Source organism: Streptomyces sp. NPDC054841 (genome assembly GCF_053611045.1).
Map to the genome: position 1 here is coordinate 1 of NZ_JBSGZO010000714.1, position 3172 is coordinate 3172.

2 protein-coding genes are annotated in these 3172 nt (G+C 70.4%); both read right to left on the reverse strand.

Features of this window, described 5'->3' with window-relative positions; genetic code table 11:
• Positions 1-56 precede the first annotated feature (56 nt).
• Positions 57-1325, reverse strand: coding sequence for a tyrosine--tRNA ligase (gene tyrS / locus ACWGI8_RS42155; protein ID WP_453668754.1), 1269 nt, complete (start codon positions 1323-1325; stop codon positions 57-59).
• Between the two features lie 115 nt (positions 1326-1440).
• On the reverse strand, positions 1441-2832 hold the full coding sequence (locus ACWGI8_RS42160) for a metallopeptidase TldD-related protein (protein WP_453668755.1): 1392 nt from the start codon (positions 2830-2832) through the stop codon (positions 1441-1443).
• Between the last annotated feature and the right edge of the window lie 340 nt (positions 2833-3172).

The window sequence follows — 3172 nt, forward strand, 5'->3', positions numbered from 1 at the left end:
GGTGGGGCTCGATCTTGATCGCCCCGCCCGGCCGCCGTCGTGTGCCATGTGCCGGATCAGCCGGCTGCGACCTCCACCGCGGCCAGGTTCTTCTTGCCGCGGCGCAGCACGAGCCAGCGTCCGTGCAGCAGATCGTCGGCGGCGGGCACCGCGTCCTCGGCGGTCACCTTCACGTTGTTCACGTAGGCACCGCCCTCCTTGATGGTGCGGCGGGCCGCCGACTTGCTCGCGACCAGACCGACCTCGGCGAAGAGATCCGCCACCGCGGCCGGCTCGGCCACCCGCGCGTGCGGCAGCTCGGAGAGCGCCGCGCTCAGCGTCCCCTCGTCCAGCTCCTTCAGCTCGCCCTGCCCGAAGAGCGCCTTCGACGCGGCGATGACGGCCGCGCACTGATCGGCGCCGTGCACCAGCGTCGTCAGCTCCTCGGCGAGCGCACGCTGTGCGGCACGCGCCTGCGGCCGCTCCTCGGTGAGCTTCTCCAGCTCCTCGAGCTCCTCACGGCTCTTGAAGCTGAGGATCCGCATGTACGTGGAGACGTCCCGGTCGTCCACGTTCAGCCAGAACTGGTAGAACGCGTACGGCGTCGTCATCTCCGGGTCCAGCCAGACCGCCCCGCCCTCGGTCTTGCCGAACTTGGTGCCGTCCGCCTTGGTCATCAGTGGCGTCGCGAGCGCGTGCACGTTCGCGTGCGGCTCCAGGCGGTGGATCAGGTCCAGGCCCGCGGTCAGGTTGCCCCACTGGTCGCTGCCGCCTTGCTGCAGCGCGCAGCCGTAGCGTCGGTACAGCTCCAGGAAGTCCATGCCCTGCAGCAGCTGGTAGCTGAACTCGGTGTAGCTGATGCCCTGGTCGGACTCCAGCCGGCGGGCGACCGAGTCCTTGGTCAGCATCTTGTTGACGCGGAAGTGCTTGCCGATGTCCCGCAGGAACTCGATGGCGGACATGCCCGCCGTCCAGTCCAGGTTGTTCACCATGACCGCGGCGTTCTCGCCCTCGAAGGACAGGAACGGCTCGATCTGGGCACGCACCCGCTCCACCCAGGCCGCGACGGTCTCCGGGTCGTTCAGCGTGCGCTCCGCCGTCGGCTTCGGGTCACCGATCTGACCCGTCGCCCCGCCCACCAGCGCCAGCGGGCGGTGGCCCGCACGCTGGAGCCGGCGCATGGTGAGCGCCTGCACCAGATGTCCCACGTGCAGGCTGGGCGCCGTCGGGTCGAAGCCGCAATAGAACGTGACGGGACCGTCCGCGAGCGCCTTGCGCAAAGCGTCCTCGTCAGTGGACAGGGCGAAAAGCCCGCGCCACTTCAGCTCGTCGACGATGTCCGTCACGGTCCTGTATCTCCTCGAACAAGGGGGAAACGATGATGGTTGCGCCGGCTGCCATGGTTGCGATGGTTGCTTCAGCAGTCTTCTGCTTCAGCAGTCTATGGGCTCGTCGCCGGGCTCATACGCCCTGGCTGACCGAGCTCATGTTGAAGTCCGGGATGCGCAGCGCGGGCATCGCGGCCCGGGTGAACCAGTCGCTCCATTCACGCGGCAGCGTCTTCTCCGTACGCCCGGCCTCCGCGGCCCGCGACAGCAGATCGACCGGTGACTCGTTGAACCGGAAGTTGTTCACCTCGCCGGTGACCTCCCCGTTCTCGACGAGATAGACGCCGTCCCGGGTCAGCCCGGTGAGCAGCAGCGTCGCCGGGTCGACCTCGCGGATGTACCAGAGGCAGGTCAGCAGCAGTCCCCGCTCGGTCGAGGCGACCATCTCCTCCAGGGACTGCTCGCCGCCGCCCTCCAGGATCAGATTGCCGGCGCCGGGGGCTACCGGCAGCCCGGTCAGGCCCGCGCTGTGCCGGGTGGTGATCAGCCGGTCCAGCGTGCCCTCCCGTACCCACTCCGTCGCCGACAGCGGCAGACCGTTGTCGAACACCGAGGCGTCGTCACCGGAGGAGTGCGCGATCACGAACGGCGCGGACTCAAGACCCGGCTCGTTCGGATCGCTGCGCAGCGTGAGCGGCAGCTCGGAGAGGGACTCGCCGATGCGGGTGCCGCCGCCGGGCTTCGAGAAGACCGTACGGCCCTCCACGGCGTCCCGGCCCGAGGACGACCACAGCTGGTAGATCAGCAGATCCGCCACCGCCGTCGGCGGCAGCAGCGTCTCGTACCGGCCCGCGGGCAGCTCGATACGGCGCTCCGCCCAGCCCAGCCGGATCGCGAGCTCCCCGTCGAGCGCCGCCGGGTCCACGTCCTTGAAGTCCCGCGTCGAGCGGCCCGCCCACGCCGAGCGGCTGCGGTCGGGCGACTTCGCGTTCAGCTCCAGCGTGCCGTTCGGCTGGTCGTGGCGGAGTCGTACGCCCGCCGACGTACCGAGATACGTCGAGGTCAGCTCGTGGTTGGCGAAGCCGTACAGCTCACGTCCGCCGGACCGGGCCCGGGCGAAGGCCTCGCCGAGCGCGGGCGCGAAGTCCGCGAAGACGGCCGAGGAGGTCTCGGCCGGGGCGTCCGTGAAGTCTCCGGCCACCGGGACGCCGGTCACCAGCGGCTGCGCGTCCTCCGCGGGCCCCGCGGCCCGGGCGGCGGCCTCGGCGGCCCGCACCAGCGGCTCCAGGTCGTCAGCGGTCACCGCCGACCGCGACACCACACCGGACGCGGTGCCCTGCGTCCCGTCGACCGTGGCGATCACGGTGAGGGTACGGCCACGGGTCACCCCGTTCGTGGTCAGCGCGTTCCCCGCCCAGCGCAGATTGGCCGACGAATGCTCGTCGGCGATGACCACACACCCGTCGGCGGTGGACAGTTCGAGGGCACGCTCGACGATCTCGTGCGGCTTGCTGACAGGGCTCATCGACCGGCCTCCTGAGTCGTGTTGAGACTGTGCTTTCCCGGGGGGCACTGCCTACGATTGCGGCTCCGCCGCGGGCCGGACCCCCGGCCGATTCCGAGGTGACCGCTCATCGACCGGCCTCCTGAGTCGTGTTGAGACTGTGCTTTCCCGGGGGGGCACTGCCTACGATTGCGGCTCCGCCGCGGGCCGGATCCCCGGCCGATTCCGAGGTGACCGCTCATCGACCGGCCTCCTGAGTCGTGCTGAGACTGTGCTTTCCCGGGGGGCGCCCCCCGGACCCCCGGCCGATTCCGAGGTGACCGCTCATCGGCCGGCCCCCTGAGTCGTGTTGAGACTGTGC